Annotated in this window: 14 protein-coding genes; 1 reads left to right on the top strand and 13 read right to left on the bottom strand. The window is 65.2% G+C overall.

The annotated features are described in order from the left end of the window. The first annotated feature begins 301 nt into the window (after positions 1-301). Positions 302-760: an H-NS histone family protein gene (locus tag CDA09_RS22165; protein ID WP_050417976.1), complete on the top strand. Its 459-nt coding sequence runs from the start codon at positions 302-304 to the stop codon at positions 758-760. 80 nt (positions 761-840) lie between these two features. On the opposite strand, the gene CDA09_RS22170 is transcribed toward CDA09_RS22165, so the two are convergent. The 13 genes from CDA09_RS22170 to CDA09_RS22235 all read right to left on the bottom strand — a co-directional run bounded on the left by CDA09_RS22170 (position 841) and on the right by CDA09_RS22235 (position 13,459). Further along, a complete protein-coding gene (locus CDA09_RS22170; RefSeq protein WP_050417977.1) occupies positions 841-1,206 on the bottom strand; it encodes a DUF3085 domain-containing protein in 366 nt (121 codons plus the stop codon). A gap of 65 nt (positions 1,207-1,271) precedes the next feature. Then, positions 1,272-1,625, bottom strand: coding sequence for a hypothetical protein (locus CDA09_RS23865; RefSeq protein ID WP_444541840.1), 354 nt, complete (start codon positions 1,623-1,625; stop codon positions 1,272-1,274). A gap of 560 nt (positions 1,626-2,185) precedes the next feature. After that, complete coding sequence (locus tag CDA09_RS22180) at positions 2,186-2,578, bottom strand: hypothetical protein (RefSeq protein ID WP_050417978.1); 393 nt, start codon at positions 2,576-2,578, stop codon at positions 2,186-2,188. Positions 2,579-3,643: 1,065 nt separating this feature from the next. Next, on the bottom strand, positions 3,644-5,659 hold the full coding sequence (locus CDA09_RS22190; protein WP_050417980.1) for a DNA topoisomerase III: 2,016 nt from the start codon (positions 5,657-5,659) through the stop codon (positions 3,644-3,646). A 285-nt stretch (positions 5,660-5,944) separates the two neighbouring features. Continuing rightward, a complete protein-coding gene (locus CDA09_RS22195; protein WP_050417981.1) occupies positions 5,945-6,328 on the bottom strand; it encodes a single-stranded DNA-binding protein in 384 nt (127 codons plus the stop codon). Next, positions 6,325-6,873, bottom strand: coding sequence for a DUF3158 family protein (locus CDA09_RS22200; protein ID WP_050417982.1), 549 nt, complete (start codon positions 6,871-6,873; stop codon positions 6,325-6,327). The genes CDA09_RS22195 and CDA09_RS22200 overlap by 4 nt, the downstream gene beginning before the upstream one ends. Next, positions 6,870-7,637 (bottom strand): PFL_4669 family integrating conjugative element protein, encoded by a 768-nt coding sequence (locus CDA09_RS22205; RefSeq protein WP_050417983.1) that lies wholly within the window; start codon positions 7,635-7,637, stop codon positions 6,870-6,872. The genes CDA09_RS22200 and CDA09_RS22205 overlap by 4 nt, the downstream gene beginning before the upstream one ends. Before the next feature lie 200 nt (positions 7,638-7,837). Beyond that, positions 7,838-8,590: an OST-HTH/LOTUS domain-containing protein gene (locus tag CDA09_RS22210; RefSeq protein WP_050417984.1), complete on the bottom strand. Its 753-nt coding sequence runs from the start codon at positions 8,588-8,590 to the stop codon at positions 7,838-7,840. Positions 8,591-8,873: 283 nt separating this feature from the next. Beyond that, positions 8,874-10,076, bottom strand: a complete 1,203-nt coding sequence (locus CDA09_RS22215) for an STY4528 family pathogenicity island replication protein (protein WP_050417985.1) — start codon at positions 10,074-10,076, stop codon at positions 8,874-8,876. A gap of 3 nt (positions 10,077-10,079) precedes the next feature. Beyond that, positions 10,080-10,640 (bottom strand): DUF2857 domain-containing protein, encoded by a 561-nt coding sequence (locus CDA09_RS22220; protein WP_050417986.1) that lies wholly within the window; start codon positions 10,638-10,640, stop codon positions 10,080-10,082. 15 nt (positions 10,641-10,655) lie between these two features. Continuing rightward, positions 10,656-12,347 carry a ParB family protein gene (locus CDA09_RS22225; protein ID WP_050418518.1) on the bottom strand — a complete coding sequence of 564 codons (1,692 nt, stop codon included), beginning with the start codon at positions 12,345-12,347 and terminating at the stop codon, positions 10,656-10,658. After that, on the bottom strand, positions 12,340-12,597 hold the full coding sequence (locus tag CDA09_RS22230) for a hypothetical protein (protein ID WP_050417987.1): 258 nt from the start codon (positions 12,595-12,597) through the stop codon (positions 12,340-12,342). The genes CDA09_RS22225 and CDA09_RS22230 overlap by 8 nt, the downstream gene beginning before the upstream one ends. After that, on the bottom strand, positions 12,581-13,459 hold the full coding sequence (locus tag CDA09_RS22235) for a ParA family protein (RefSeq protein WP_050417988.1): 879 nt from the start codon (positions 13,457-13,459) through the stop codon (positions 12,581-12,583). Before CDA09_RS22235 ends, CDA09_RS22230 begins: the two co-directional genes overlap by 17 nt. Positions 13,460-13,470 lie beyond the last annotated feature (11 nt).

A 13,470-nucleotide genomic window follows, 5' to 3' on the forward strand; every position in this document is an offset into this window, starting at 1 on the left:
CAACACGGCATCTACGCGAGCGGATATCGCGATTCGTCAATGTCCGCATTGGTGGAACTTCCGTCATCAAGCGTCCATGACACGGAGGATGGCGACATGTTTTTTCTGGGCTGGACTCGGCTCGAAGCGGTCGTTCCTGTTGCTTCGGGCTGAAAGGCTGCCGACGATTTATTCGAGCCATCCCACCCCGAAAGGCGCGCAATCGCAATTGCGGTCCGGCGTACAATCGGACGTGACAGCGAGCGGCACGGTCGCCGCGACGCGTCGTTATCCTCTTTGCCCCCGGAGAATTCACGTCGTCATGGATCTCAGCCAGTACACACTCCCTCAGCTTCAGCAGCTCCGCACGAAGATCGCCAAGGAAATCGACAAGCGCCAAACGTCGACTAAGAGCGACTTGCTGAAACGCCTCACGAAGATGGCAAAGGAACACGGCCTTTCCCTGACCGACGTCGTCAGCAGCGCCGCGCCGGCAGAGTCAAAGGCCAAGAGCGTCACCGCGAAAGCGCCAATTGCCCCCAAGGAGCCGCTGCCGGCGAAGTACCGGCACCCGAACAATAAGGATTTGGCATGGTCGGGCCGTGGCCGTCGGCCGCAGTGGGTGGACGCATGGTTAGCGCAGGGTGGCTCGCTGGATGGGTTGGAAATCGCTGCGCAGAAGATGGGGAAGAGGAAGGCCCGTGCCGCGGCGCCAGCGGCCGAAGCGAAGGCAGCCAAATTCGAGCAGCAAGCTGAGGCACCGGCCGCCGCTACCGAATGACAGCTTCGTCACTCAGGGCGCGCTCATTCAACCTCTGGCGATGAAACGCCCCCGGAGCGGGGGCTGGGAATGTGGGACCGTCAGTTGCCGTTCGGCGTTGAGGCCACGGCCTGCAGCGACAGGTGTGTCGGGGTGGCGGACACGTCGAGGTCGTTCGCGTTGTGCAGGATGAGCGCAAAGACACCGTCGTGCGGATCGAAGAACTCGCCGAAATCGTCGCCGCCAAACTCGGCGCGCGCCAGTTCCCACCAGTCATCGAACGCATTGACATCCGGATTGCAGCCGACAGCGTAGGCGATGAGCTTCTGGCACCCATCGGGCCTGCGCTCGCCACGCTCGGCGAGGAAATACACGCCCTGATCCTTGACCAGAACGACGCGACATTGGTTGACCACCGCTTCGAGGAGCACGGGCCGCAGCTCGGTACCTTTGAATCGAACAGACATGGATGGGACCTCCGGGGAAAGGAATGAAGGGCCCCCCGTCGAGAGGGCGGGAGGCCGTATGGCGGTCAGTGCTGAACGGACTTGTGGCCGGACAGGCATTGCACGCGGATGCGCCGCCAGTTCCCGTCGTCGATCAACCGTTCCAGGGTCTCGCCGAGAGCATCGAAGAACACCTCATCGACCCGTTCGACGAGCTCGCCGTCGCGGTGCAGTTCCAGCGCGTACAGATCGAGCCCGCGCTCGTACAGCACGGTGACGCGTCCCTGGAACTTCGCCGTGGCCACCGTGAAGCCAATGGCCGGCGGCGTCGCGATGATGTCCTCGGGCAGCGGGTCGACCCAGGTGAAGTCCCGCGCGCCGGCATCCACCAGCAGGTGGGTGATGCGCCGGAAGCCGTCGGGAGCGGGAAACTGCTCCATCTGCTGGATCAGCTAGCTCGGGGCAACGGGGCTCGGGGATAGGCAGCTTCGCCGGCGCGGAACCGAGCACGAGCGTCTTCACCGTGTAGGGCTGGCCGTCGGCGGTGAACTCGATGCGTTCCGCGGGCGTATCCGCGCGCTGCCCGTCGAAGCGGCGTCGGGCGTAGGGTTCGACGTGCACCTTGGTGCCTTCGTCAGGCACCTCGGTCACGAGCGCCCGGTCGAGCACCGCGAACTCGCCCCGCCCCGTCTTGACGATGACGGCCTCATCGGTGGTGGCGATGACCTTGCCCTCGAACGGCTTGGGATCGATGTGGAAGCCCAGTGTCGAAACCTTGGGCTGGCCGTCGAAGATGTTGAACTTGAAGGTGCGCACGTTGGAAGGTACGTGGCCGCGAACGAGCAACGGCATTTGTGCGCAGATGGATTGGGTGTCCATGGGAGACTTCCTTGTGGCAACCAAGGGACTCCCGCCCGCAAGGGAGGTATGTCCCTTGAGGGTAAGGCGGATAGACGCGGCATGCGTCCGACGGAAGAGACGACCAGGGCGGTGAACGGGCTCACCAACCGCTGTAGTTCAGCACCAGATCGGCAATGATTTGGCGGCGCTCCAGATCGAGACCTCCCAGATCGGAAAGCCCCTCGAATCCGCAACGCTTGAGCATCGCGCCACCCTCGCGGGCGTTGTAGAAGCTCACCATTGCGGACAGGAACATGCGCTGGCCGCCGCTGAGGACGTCAAGGGCGTCGTTGAGCATCAGCACCTTGGGGCGCAGATCCCACTTGCTTGTGGCGCGCTGCAGGCCTTCGGGCGTGCCGTCGCCGAACCATTCGGCACCGGCAATTTCCGCACCGCGTTTCCATGCTTCGAAAAATGCCTGCGGTGCCTCGGCGAAATGCCGTTCTTCCGCGGCGATCTGATCAAGTACGTCTTGGGGCAAAGACCGGTTCATGAAATGGCTCCTGGTGAGTGGAAGTCAGGGGTGGAGGCGTTGCTGCCAGCGGCCTGTTGCCAGGGCGTGCTCGGCGGCGTACTGCGAGCGGAAGTACTCGACGGACTCTCGGGACACCGGGCCGTCTTCGTCGGCGGTGCCGATGTAGTGGCCGGCGGCGCTGTGGCGCACCTGCAGAGGCAGGCGCTTGCCCGTGTGGCCAGGGCCAGATAGCCAATGGCTTCGGCACGGGCCTGTGCAGCAATCAGTGGCGTCGATGTGAATGCAAGAGACATGGGGCTCTCCTGGTTGAAAGACCGGGAGCCCTACCCCCAAGACGGGAGCGGATACCTCCCGAGGGGTTGAAGGAAGAAGCATCGGCGTCGGGAATAAGCTCATCCGCGGTGGGCGATGCGAAGCGGACTGGTTCGATCCACGCGGCGAATCGCGTTGCAGCCTTGAAGATCGGAGCTGCCAGGGTATGGTGCTGACGACCGTCAGCAGCGCATGACCGCAGGATGGACGCGACGCATCGCTGGCGTCTTTGGGGAATGCGCATTGCACAAGGGCCGCTTTGAGGCAGCGCGACACCGATCAGGATCAAATAAAGACCAACAGGCCGAAGGCCCTTGAGCCTTCAGCCGGAGAAGAGAGAAACCACCTGTGGGCTGTGGCAGTCCCGGCCGTCGTCAAAGCCGCTCGCTGCGTCAGCAATCGCACCCGACCCGTGTCGTGGCTGGGGTCGACATCCTTCGGCACACATCCGCGCACAAAGGGAGCCCGTTGTTCCACCGGCGGGCACCGGCACCGAATACCGTCGACCCGAGGGGTCTCCTGACGGCTCGCCACAGCACAGGTCAGCCAGACGTCAGGAGACCGCTCGTCATCGACGGAAGCATCTCGATCAACGGAGTCGCGGCAGACGCGATTCGCAGAGGAACCGCCTTCTCGTCTCGCTGACCCGTCGCGGGGCAGAGAGACGCGCACACCGTTGCAGAAGGAGGCGTGTGCTGGGGAATCCCGCGGGGTGCGGGAAGTCGGCCCCGCCGTTCGGAACGGTCGGCGTGGCGAGGGGATTCGTCGGCGTCAGGATGCCTTGCGGGAAGCCCGCTGCTTGCGCGGCGCTTCGCGCTTGCCAGTCGAAGTGTCGACCGGCAGCGTTCCCTTGCAGTCCGGGTAGCGGTTGCACGACCAGAAGGCACCGCTCTTGCCCGTGCGCTGGCGCATCTGCGCGCCGCACTGGGGGCAGGACGGAGATGGTGGCAGCTTGATGGCGAGCGTCACACCGCGGTACTGCTGCACGAGCTGGGCCATCCAGGCGGATTGCTTGGCGATGAAGGTATCCAGCGTCATCTGGCCGGCCTCGATCATGTCCAACGCCTGCTCCCAGACCGCCGTCGTGCCCGGATCGGCAATGGCGGCCGGCACGGTGTCGATCAAAGTGAAGGCGGCATCCGAGGCACGGATGGCACGGCCCTTCTTCAGCAGATAGTCGCGCCCAAGCAGGCCGCTGATGATGTTGGCGCGCGTGGCTTCGGTGCCGATGCCTGTCGTGTCCTTGAGCTTCTGCTTCTGGCGCGGGTCGGTGACGAGCCTGGCGACGCCCTTCATGGCCTTGACCAGTTCGCCCTGCGTGTAGGGCTTGGGCGGCAAGGTCTTCAGCGCCTTCAGATCGACATGGCCGACCTGGCAGGACAATCCTGCTTGCAGTGCCGGTAGCACCTGGCTGCGCTGGGCGTCGTCGCCATCCGCATCGCCTTCCTCCTGCGCCGACAGTACCTGGCGCCACCCGGCCACAGCGATCTGCTTGCCCACGGCATGCAGCGACTGCCCGCCGCACGCGAACTGCGCCACCGTCCGGTCGAACTCGTGGTGGGGCAGGAACTGCGCCAGGTAATGCGCGCGGATCAGTCGGTAGACGGCCAGTTCCTTGTCGTTCATCGCCGAGAGGTTGGCCGGTTCCAGCGTCGGGATGATGCCGTGGTGCGCCGTGACCTTGCTGTCGTTCCAGGCGCGCGAGCGCTGAGCCGGGTCCAGGCGGTCGATCAAGGGGCGCAGGCCGGGATCGGTCTTGACCAGGCTGTCGAGAACGGTCGGCACCTCGGCCAGCATGCTCTCGGGCAGGTAGCCGGAATCCGAGCGTGGATAGGTCGTCGCCTTGTGCGTCTCGTACAGCGCCTGGGCGATGTCCAGGGTTTCCTGCACTTCCAGGCCCAACTGCTTGGAACACACCTCCTGCAGCGTGCCCAGGTCGAACGGCAGCGGCGGACCTTCGCGCACGCGCTCCGTCTCGACCGACACCACCTGGGCGCTGCCGGCGGCGCGCATGCGGTCTGCGGCCTGCTGGGCGACCGGCTGTTGCAAGCAACGGCCAGCATTGTCCATACACCCCTGCGACGGCGTCCAACTTGCGATGAAGGATTGGCCGGCATGGGACAGCGTGATGTCGATCGCCCAGAACGGCACCGAGACGAAGCTCGCAATCTCGCGGTCGCGATCCACCACCAGCTTCAGTGTTGGCGTCTGCACCCGGCCCACCGACAGCACACCGGTGTAGCCAGCCTGCCGTCCCAGCAGGGTGAACAGCCGGCTCAGGTTCATGCCGATCAGCCAGTCGGCACGCGAACGGGCCAGGGCCGAGTAGTACAGCGGCAGCGTCTCGGCCGACGGCTTCAGCGCGCCCAGTGCCTTGCGGATCGACGCATCGTTGAGCGCTGACAGCCACAGCCGCTGGATCGGCCCGCGGTAGCCGCACAACTCGATGATCTCGCGGGCAATCATCTCGCCTTCGCGGTCGGCGTCGGTGGCGATCACCAGCTCGCTGGCTTGACCGACGAGCTGCGTGACGATCTTGAACTGCGTGGCGGTCGCAGCCTTGGGCTCGACACGCCAGCGCTCGGGAAGGATGGGCAGTTGCTCGAGAGTCCAGCGCTTGTAGCGCTCGTCATAGCCCTCGGGCGGAACCGCTTCGACCAGATGACCGATGCACCAGGTCACCACGACACCCGCGCCGCTGTAGCAGCCGGAACCACGCTGGCCAGCCCCCAGCACACGGGCGATGTCCTTGCCTTGCGAAGGCTTCTCGCACAGGAACACGCGCATGCTGAAGCCTCCTCGGGAATGTGCGGTTCATCAGATGGACGACAGCATGGCTGGGCCAGGTGAGACCGGCCGCAAGGAAGCCGGACGGCATGGACACCGATTTGTGATCGGCTGGGGAATCGCTGCCGCGGCCGTATGCACGGATCGCGGCGGTATGAGAGGCGGGAGATTGGTGTCGGGAGGGCGACTGGAACTCGGTGGACCGCAGTGGAACTATCCCCAGGGGATAGCCCGCTGGTGCATGGCGGGCGTCTGACGGTTGCTACAGCCGCCCGCGATGATCGGCTACTGGCCCCCGGCCGGTTTGGCGCCGAGCATCACCGTCTCGATGCGATACGGCAGGATGCCGACGCGCCGGGCTTCGATCTTGAAGGTGACGCGCTCGTTCTCGTCGGCGTCCTCCCATTCGTCGCGCACGGTACGGCCTTCGACCAGAACGCGCATGCCTTTCTGGTACAGCGACTGCCAGTGCTCGGCATCGCGGTGCCACAGCTCCACCGGCGCCCAGAAGCCGCCGCGGTCCTCGTACTCGCCATCCCTCTTCGGGATCGGATTGTCGAAATAGACGTTCAGCCGCAGCAGCCTGCGCGGTTCGTCATTGCCGTTGGGGAATTCGCGGTAGTCCGGCGCAGAACCGATGTTGCCCTCGCCGACGAAGTGCGTGCTCATGGTGACTCCTTGGGGGTGGAGGGAATGGATGCGACATGCCCATGGGCACGCCGCAGATACGTCGCCTCGGCCCGCGCCATCCTGCTGGCGCATTCCAGGGCGTGGCGGGCGATGCTGTGGGTCAGGCTGATCTGCATGTTCAGCGCGATGCGCTGCAGTTCGATCGCATACAGGTCGTCGATCAGCGAAGCCGATGTCGCGGGGCGCGCAAGCAGCGCCTCCCACAAGGCCACGCCCATGGCCGAGCGGTCGAGGTTGCGCCAGCGCAGGAAGGTCGTCCCTGCGCCAGTCGCCTGCTGGGCCAGGTGCACATCGAGCACGCTGAAAGGATAGGCCCGCGCCTGCGGTAGCACCTGCCGTTGTGCCAGGGCGATCAACTCGTCGCGCAGCGCCATGCACTGGCTGGCCCAAGTCTCCAGACTCCCCTTACCTTTAAAAGGCTGTAAAAGGCCTTTTAGGTAGCCGGCGTGTTCCAGCCGCTGGAAGTCCGCCTGTCCCAGCGGAATGAAGCGCGCCGGACGGCCGGAAGAAGAAGGTGCCGTCATGCCTTGGCGTCCTCGTCTTGCGCCGTGGTGTCGGCTGCGCCATCGGTGAGGCCTGGCTCCGATGCGTCAGCGGACGGTACCTCGGGCCGGTTTCCCCGTCGCGCGATGGGTGGCGCAAAGCGCGAACGGCGCGTGCCTTCGAGCACGTCCTGCGGCAACTCGCCAAACTTCTCCTGTGCCGCCCGCGCCGCGGCGCTCTTCGCCGCGAAGTCGTCGCGCGTCGTGCCGGAGTAACGGTACTGCTGTGCCAGGGCGAACAAGCTGCGCAGTGCATGCGCACCGTCGTTGAGCCAGCGCTCCAGCGTGCTGCGGTCGATCAGCGCGGTGTGGTGCGCCAGGATCAGCTTGCGCGCCAGATCGTCGTAGTCGGCCAACAGGTATACCGCCATGAAACCGAGCTGCGCATTCACAAACAGCGGCAGCTTGACCGGCTGCACGTTCATGTTCTCACCCAGGGACAGCGCTGGCGGCACGTCGGACAGGGCTTGCTCCACCTGTTCGCGCAAGGTCTGCAAGCGGGTCTTCGTATCGGCCAGCTTGTCCTCGATGCGCAGCATCCACCAGTCCGAGTAGGGATCGTCCTGCTCGGCGCCGCGCTTCATCTTGTTCATCACGCTGAGGTAGCCGTTGAGGCCGATGATGCCGGGGCGCCCCTCGGTCGGTGCGCGACCGTGCCAAATACGAGAGGCATGATGCGTATGCATCGTCAGCGACATCGCGCTGCGCAGCGATCCGAGATTCAGTTGCAGGGGTTCGTTGGCCATGGAGACGACTCGCGGGGAATGAATGTGTCGCCAGCATCGGCATCAGGCGGAAGGCTGTCAGTCATCAAACCGCCGCCGGTGTCCGCCCGGTTTGCCTGATGCGGAAGGCCGCCTGTGCCGGCTATCCCCTGGGGATAACGCGGAAGGCAAAGCAAGGCATGAGCTGCTGGCACAGCGTCATGCAATGTCGTCGCGTAAGGCTATGTCTCTCGTGCCCTGAACCAAGCGGCACGCCGACCATCCACATCGCGGTAGCGAAGCTCGAACAGGCGGGACTCATGCACCACCTGGCGCCAACTGCTGCATCCATATTTGGCGGGCAGTTGCTCGGGATGCCGTTCGGAAATCCACCGTCCGGCCGCGGCGACGGGCGTCCATCCCTCGACGGCCAGTTCCCCGGCCGCCTCGCGCAATGCGCGAACGATGCCGGCCGCCGGCCAATCCACCGTTCCGTCCGGTGCAATGCCGTTGACCACCAGGTCGTGAAACACATCCGACTGGACGAACTCCGCCGCCAGGCTGCGCGCCTGATCCATGTGTTCGGCCCAACCACGCAGTTGCTCGAAATGCTGATCGATGCGGGTGTAGGCGGTGGTCAGCGCATCGTGCGCGGTGTGGCACCCCTTGATTGTCCAGAGGTCGTGCTGGTCGATGAAGTGGTGTACCAGGGCATTGCGCAGCGACACCAGATCCTTGAGGTCGGCCTGCGTCCTGACGTAGTCCTCCGCAGACAGGCTCAGTTGCACCCGCGTGCGAAATGAAATCACGTCGGCGGACAGGTCCGGGCCCTTCTCGCTGACGTCACCGCCCTCCGTGACGACATACGATCCGAACAATTGACCTACCAGCGTACCCAAGGTCTTGGTCGCCGTGTCCTCGATGCGCTCCGCACGAATGGCCTCCAGTGAATGCGCAGGCCCCGAAATGTCATGATGGGCCACGATGGCCTTCATCAGGCGTTCGTATTGCTGAAGGCGCAACACGCAGCGGCCCAGCAGGCGCTGAACTTCTCGCTGCTGTGCCTGAAGTTCGTCATCGCTCGCGGGGCGGTGGGCTCCGGGGTGCAGCAATCCTGAGTCCAGACCATGCGGGTCGGAAGCCGTCGAAGGTATTGCTTCAGAGATCAGGTTCATTTGTGCCATCAGGCAGCAGTTTCGCCCATGGGACAACAGGGAGCAATCAAGAACGGAAGGAAGGCAGCCTGTGCCGGCTATCCCCCGGGGATAGCCCAGTCGATCAGGGATCGCGCATCATCGACCGCAACTGCGCCAGGTAAGCGCGCGCCATCTCACGGTCGGGGCCATTGGACGCAGCAGGTGACGACGGCGCAGGAGCCGTGGCTCGAGGCGGTGGCGGCACTGGGCTGCCTTCGCCCGCCCAGGCCTTGAACTCCCCGCGAATCGCCTTCTGGATGATGCCGAATAGGTAGCCAGCCGGATTGCGCACCGTGCCGCCGCGGCAGCGCGCCGCCCACTCGTCGAGCACCGCCTGCCGCTGGGCTTCGTCCACCTGCTGCAGAGCGATCAATGCACCTGCCTGCTGCTCGTCCTTCAAATTCAGGAAGCGCTCAGGCAGGCGCAGGTTCTGCAAGGCCTTCGCGCGCGGTATTGTACATACTTCATTTATACGATCCTTACGTACGGTACGGTCTTCCTTCGGATTCCGAAGAGAGCCGTCCGGCGCGGGTTTTGGTCCTGCTCCGGATTCCGAAGACGGGTGTTCTGCATTCCGAAGCAAGCCCTCCCTGCCTCCTTCGGAATCGTGATCGGTGCCATCCTGTGGATAAGTCTCTGGCATCCAGCCATGCCGGACCATGCGCTGCGCGAGCACCTGCAGGCGTGTCGGCAGCATGCGACCGCTGAGCAACGGGTCTTCGGCGATTTCCTTCAGCGTGTGTATGCCGACGATCTGCACCGCCTTGGCGGCATGGGTGAGGGCCTGGCTCACCAGACCCAAGTAGTCGGGGTCGAGTTGCATCGCCTCGAAAGGCGTCAGCGGTTCGTCGTGCAGAACATAGAGGTTGCCCAGGATGCGGCCGGTCTTCGGATCGCGCCGTCGCCGCACCAGACTCAACCAGCGCGTCAGCCGCAGCAGCGTCAGGGCACGCGCGACGGTTTCGTGCGATGCCAGCGCCGCGCACGGCATCGACGCCAGGTAGGGCCGCAGCTGGTCGTAGGTCGGGAACGCGGTCACGCCGTCGTCGTTGAGCTGCAGGCGGAACACCTGCCAAGCGTTGCGCTCCAGCGGCGTCAGGCGCCGGTCGAGAAACAGCGCCCGCGGCACGCTCTCGTGGCGGTTGCCGCTGTAGAGGAATCCATCGGCGGCGGGCGCCGAGGCTTGGCTTGATCGTGGGTCCGGTGCCAGCTCGCGCAGCGCATCGTCGAACAACGCCGACAGCACCAAGGGACCATCGCGCCGTGGCGCGCCGCCCGTGGCCATGGACTACACGACTCCCTGGTCGATCCAGTTCCGAATCGCCGCCCAGATCACCGACATCGGCAGCATCAGGGTTTCGGCGAGGTCCATGGTCAGCGCCAGCATCGCCACGTCGTCGTCCAGCGCGATGTGACGCTCGGTGATACCGGCCTTCCAGTGCTCCCACAAGGCAGCGTCCTGCACCTCGTCCAGCACCGGATGCCGCCCCTTGCGCTTGGGCAACCCGAGGATGTCGCGCCGTAGGGCGACTTCCTGATGCGTGAGGCCGTAGAAGCGGCTCACCATCTCCGTGCTCGCACCCAGGCGCAGCATGCGATCCACCGTGGCGATTTCCTGCTCCACGTCATGCACCTGGTTCAGCAGCCGTTTCAGCACCTCGCGGTTGACCGAGACCGAGCACCACGACACCGTGGCGTTGACCAGCACGCTGACCAGCGCCGGATGCTTGAGCGCATCCAGTTCCTCGTCGCCAAAGCCCATCGCCTTGCAGCGACGCAGTTGGCCGTTGCGCAGATCGTGCAGCGCCTGGGCGATGACGGCCTGGTTGAGCGGATGGGGTGACGACATGGTGGCCTCCCACGCTCAGGGTTTGTGGCTCGGGGCGACGGATGCCACACCGGTCTCCAGGTCCAGCAGGCGACGCGCCAGGCGCAGCAGCCGGAACAGCTTCACCAGGCCGGCGTCGCTCAGGCGCATGGACGTTCCGCCGCCGCGCAGCAGCGGCGCCAGGTCGTTGGCCAATCGCTCACGATCCAGGCCCGGCGCAGGTACCCGCGCCGCGCTCAGCGCATGCAGCAGCGTCAGCACGGCACGAGCGAAGGCCGGAAAGTCCTTTGTCTGGCAAATGGCAGTAGTCGCACAGATAAAGCCGATGCCGCTCTCACTGGGCTCGATGTGCTCGGCGACCGCAGCCTCCTCGGCGATCTCGCGAGCGAACTGTGCGATATGCACCCGGAGCCGGTCCGGCCCATCCAGTCCGGGCTCGATGTACCAGACATCTGAAATCGGGTAGAGCCCGCCGACCTGTACAGGAATCGCACGCAAGGCATCGGTCTCGAAATCGGGCAGCTTGTCGCCCATCTGATCCGCCACCAGGCGCTGAATGGATTGCAGGCGTTCAGTGGTCAGCGCCGGAGACACGATGTGTCCCTGCAGACGCTCCGCATCGCGATCGGCCGGTTCTGGTGCGGCGCCTACTCCCTCACCTTGCTCATTGCCAAGCGCGAGCGCCGTAGCAGTCTGTGTCGGGGGAAGCTCGGCAACGGGTCCAGCCGGTGCGCCAGCCTGCTGAGCAGGTGTCGCCGCCGGAGGTGGCGATGCAGGCCTCGGCGTCGCGGGCACGATGGGTGCCGCCGGGCTCACAGGCGCCGGCTCGCGGGTCAAGGCCCGATGGCGGATTTCGCTGTCGTCGATCTCCAGGCTCAGCGTGTCATAGTCCGCTTCCAGGAAGTCGGCCATCTGACCCACCAGTTCGTCCTGCACCCGCTGGAACGAGAAGTCATCCGGCTGCGAGTCGAACTGCGACAGCACATCCTGGAACAGCGTGGCGAAGTCCACGGCGAGGTGACGGCCCAGCGCTCTCCGTTCCCAGGTGCGCTCGCACGCCTTGCGCAGCACCGCGAGCCGTTCCACCTGATGCCGGCCCAGCCCGCCGTACAGCACTGTCGGAATCGCCGGCAGCAGGTAGCGCACCGAATCCTGCATGCGACTGATGTGGGACTGCTGCACCGGATAGCCATCGCCCGTCAGGCGCCGCGCCAGCTCGGACTGAGTCAGCGTGCTGCCGGTTTCCTGTTCGTAGAACTCGCGCGCCTTCTCCACCCCCAGGGCGCGCTCGATGAATGTCAGGCCGCCGCGCAGCTCGTTTTCGGCGAGGTGGCCCGTCAAGGCGACGATTTCGCCCCGTTCTGGCCAGGGGCGGAACAGGCAGGAAATGCGGAAGAACCGTTCCTGCTTGGTCTCGGTCCACAGCTCGCGAAGAATGGCCAGTCGCGTATTGCCGCCATTGCGAATGATGAAGTGTTCTTCGCCGGGCCTGCGTGTGATCGCCGGTGAAGCATCCAGCCCGCGCTCACGGATGGACGCCTTGATTTCCTCGTACGCCGGATTGCGCTTGACGCGAGGGTCGTGGTCATAGGGGCGCAACTGGTCCAGCGTTACGATCATCGGCGTATCGGCGATGGGGTCGCTCAAGACCGTTACCGTCGGACCGCTCCGCTCGAAGCCGGAGGCCATCAGCTTGGCGGCCATGTCCTGCGGGGTCAGATCAGCCAAGGCCATTCTCCTGGGCCGGTATCCGGCTGATGGCTGCCTCCCGATCGGCACGACGAAGCTGCGCGCGAGCATTGAGCCCGGCACGATGGTCGCTCGCCGTCGAACTGGTGTAGATCGATGCGCGACCTGGCTTGGTGAACTTCAAGTGGCCGCCTGGCGTGCGCACCACATGCCAACCTTCACCCAGGGCAAAGTCGATCAGCGCCCGCAGCCGCTTGTGGCCGCGCGCCAGGTCATGCGCGTTCGCCATCGCCCTCGCTCCTTGTCACGCCTCTCGCATCGGATCGGCCGGTCACCTGCGCAAAGCGTTCCCGCCACTGCGGAAACAGCTCGCCGGAAAGGGCGCGCATCGTCGTCAGCGCCGAAGGCGCGACACGACCGGCGGGCTGGCGGTGCTCGACCTGATGCACCGGCAGGCCTCGTGTCGCCGCACGCGGATAGGCTTCAATGGCTGGTACGTCGGTGTCCAGCACCTGCACGCCTGCCTGTCCTTGGAACATCTGCCGCAGCGTCTGCTGAATCAGCCGGGCATTCGACGAGACCGGGTGTACCCGGTTGATGAGCAGGTGCAGCGGTGGAGGCTCGATGCCGAGGAGCCGGTACGGCCCGATGTCCTCGATCAGTTGCAGCGTGCCGCGCCGCAACTCACGTGCCGCCAGAATCTCCGGCGTCACCGGCGACAGCGCCATGTTCGAGGCCAACACCGCCATTTCCAGCAGCACGCTGCGAGCGCCCTGTGTGTCGATCAGCACCAGGTCATAGAACGGCGCCAGCGCGGGTAGCAGGTGTCGGAGCCGCAGGCGCCCGTCCGGCGCATGCAGCAGCAGCGTGTTCAGTTCTCCGCGATCGTCGTTCGACAGCACCAGGTCCAGTCCGGCAATCGCAGTGCGCGACACCAGTTGATCGATGCGACGCTCGTTGAACGCCAGCAACTCGTAGATGCCGGCGGGCGCACGCGCGCTCAGCGCGAAGTAACTCGACAGCGTAGGTTGCACGTCCAGATCGAGCAGCAGTACGCGCAGCCCTGCGTCGGCGACAAAGGCGCCCAGGTTTGCTGCCGTTGTCGTCTTGCCCACGCCGCCTTTGGTCGAAATGATCGAGATGACCAGCATCGTCAGGCTCC

This window comes from Azoarcus sp. DN11 (assembly GCF_003628555.1).
Classification (GTDB): Bacteria; Pseudomonadota; Gammaproteobacteria; order Burkholderiales; family Rhodocyclaceae; genus Aromatoleum.

What these genes read in the sequence shown, in the direction of transcription:
- CDA09_RS22220 (WP_050417986.1), bottom strand. Translation starts at nt 10,640, where the DNA reads ATGTCGTCACCCCATCCGCTCAACCAGGCCGTCATCGCCCAGGCGCTG.
- CDA09_RS22235 (WP_050417988.1), bottom strand. Translation starts at nt 13,459, where the DNA reads ATGCTGGTCATCTCGATCATTTCGACCAAAGGCGGCGTGGGCAAGACG.
- CDA09_RS22210 (WP_050417984.1), bottom strand. Translation starts at nt 8,590, where the DNA reads ATGAAGGCCATCGTGGCCCATCATGACATTTCGGGGCCTGCGCATTCA.
- CDA09_RS22170 (WP_050417977.1), bottom strand. Translation starts at nt 1,206, where the DNA reads ATGTCTGTTCGATTCAAAGGTACCGAGCTGCGGCCCGTGCTCCTCGAA.
- CDA09_RS22195 (WP_050417981.1), bottom strand. Translation starts at nt 6,328, where the DNA reads ATGAGCACGCACTTCGTCGGCGAGGGCAACATCGGTTCTGCGCCGGAC.
- CDA09_RS22200 (WP_050417982.1), bottom strand. Translation starts at nt 6,873, where the DNA reads ATGACGGCACCTTCTTCTTCCGGCCGTCCGGCGCGCTTCATTCCGCTG.
- CDA09_RS22180 (WP_050417978.1), bottom strand. Translation starts at nt 2,578, where the DNA reads ATGAACCGGTCTTTGCCCCAAGACGTACTTGATCAGATCGCCGCGGAA.
- CDA09_RS22205 (WP_050417983.1), bottom strand. Translation starts at nt 7,637, where the DNA reads ATGGCCAACGAACCCCTGCAACTGAATCTCGGATCGCTGCGCAGCGCG.
- CDA09_RS22230 (WP_050417987.1), bottom strand. Translation starts at nt 12,597, where the DNA reads ATGGCGAACGCGCATGACCTGGCGCGCGGCCACAAGCGGCTGCGGGCG.
- CDA09_RS22190 (WP_050417980.1), bottom strand. Translation starts at nt 5,659, where the DNA reads ATGCGCGTGTTCCTGTGCGAGAAGCCTTCGCAAGGCAAGGACATCGCC.
- CDA09_RS22215 (WP_050417985.1), bottom strand. Translation starts at nt 10,076, where the DNA reads ATGGCCACGGGCGGCGCGCCACGGCGCGATGGTCCCTTGGTGCTGTCG.
- CDA09_RS22165 (WP_050417976.1), top strand. Translation starts at nt 302, where the DNA reads ATGGATCTCAGCCAGTACACACTCCCTCAGCTTCAGCAGCTCCGCACG.
- CDA09_RS23865 (WP_444541840.1), bottom strand. Translation starts at nt 1,625, where the DNA reads ATGGAGCAGTTTCCCGCTCCCGACGGCTTCCGGCGCATCACCCACCTG.